Source organism: Synechococcus sp. H60.3 (assembly GCF_047462295.1).
Classification (GTDB): Bacteria; Cyanobacteriota; Cyanobacteriia; order Thermostichales; family Thermostichaceae; genus Thermostichus.
Map to the genome: position 1 here is coordinate 1 of NZ_JANSIY010000203.1, position 1390 is coordinate 1390.

Annotated in this window: 1 protein-coding gene; it reads right to left on the reverse strand. The window is 59.0% G+C overall.

Annotated elements, in window-relative coordinates:
* Window positions 1–3: 3 nt before the first annotated feature.
* Window positions 4–981 (reverse strand): PspA/IM30 family protein, encoded by a 978-nt coding sequence (locus tag NW841_RS12765; RefSeq protein ID WP_414335873.1) that lies wholly within the window; start codon window positions 979–981, stop codon window positions 4–6.
* Window positions 982–1390: the final 409 nt, after the last annotated feature.

Genomic DNA, 1390 nt, shown 5'->3' on the forward strand with positions numbered 1-1390 from the left:
TTTTTAGTTGTTCATCTCCCGTTCCAGCTTGGCCATCGCGATCTGGCTTTCCAAGCGGGAAATGCCCTCGCGGATAGCTGTCGCCTGGGCCTCAACCTCGTCCAGGGAGCGACGAACCGCCTCTGCGGCACTCATGTGTTGGTTCCGCTGCACCAAAGCCTGGCGCGCCAGTTCGTCCTGGTCATGTTGGCTGGCCTTCTCGGCTCTGACAAACCAATCCTCAGCCTTTTGCAGCAGTTGATCGTACTGCCGTTCCAGTTGTTTGCAGCTGGCCAGCGTTGTGGCCAGGCTGCGCCGCAGTTGTTTCAGATCCCGCTCCATCTGGCGGATGCTCGCGTTTTTCTGGCGAGGCTTTTTCCACAATACTTTGCTCAGGCCCACCATCACCACTGCTGTGGCAATGCCCACGCCCGCTGCCGCTGCCGGGTTTTCCCGCAGGAAGGAGCCGTCCAAAACGTTGGATCCCGCAAAGGCCGAGGTTTGCGCGGCTGTCTCCCGAAACTCCCAGGGCATCACCGGATTGCGTTGCTGCCAAAAACCTCGGCGCGCCGCCTGGGCCAATTCTTGAGCTTCCAGGTAGCGCTCCCGGTTGGCCCCGTACAAAAAGCGCTCGTAAACCGCCGCCTGCCCCTGGCGCAACATCTCCAAATTCACCAAGCCCTCAGAGTTGTACACCTGGGCAATGTGCAGCCCTTCCGGCGTGACGTAGAGGGTATCCACCTGCACCAGGGATCCCGGCGGCAGCAGGCTTTGCAAAGCCTCTTGTGAGAGCCGCCCCCAGCGTCCCTGCGTCAGCTCCGGCGCATCCACATAGGCAAGGCGAAAACGGGTGGGCCTGCCGTTCAAGTCTGCCCAAAAGGTGTCCCCATCCACCACCGACCGTACTCGCGCTGTCGCGGAAGATTGGGCCGCTGCAGGGAGGACAAACCAAGTGCCCGAAAGGACAGCCGCCGTCATCAGGAGAGAAGTTCTTGAGGCCATGGGGATCACTCCTAATTGTGCAGAACAACAAAAGTTAAGAAATAATAAGAAATGGGGAGGCTGCGGGAACCCGCCAAAAGCCTGAGGCGTCTTCGCAGACTGGCAGAAGCAAATGGGCTGCTGCTTCCTCGGAAAGAGGCGCCAGAGCCAATAACTCACCCGCGTCAGAGAAAGCAACTTCTCCGACGCGGAGCTTGCCCTTCTGCAAAAGTCGGCTCCCAGGATGAGAATTTGGGTTAGAGTCTAGCTCACCTCTTGGGGCAACGTCACAACCCTAGATGGCAATCTTTGTCCAGTTAGCTTAAAGAGTTTCCCTGACTGGTTCCCGCCGCGGGTGGCACGGTGGCAGCACGCTGAGACCTCTGTACCAACAAGTCTGGGAAGCGTGAAGCCCGTACGCTATCGGTTC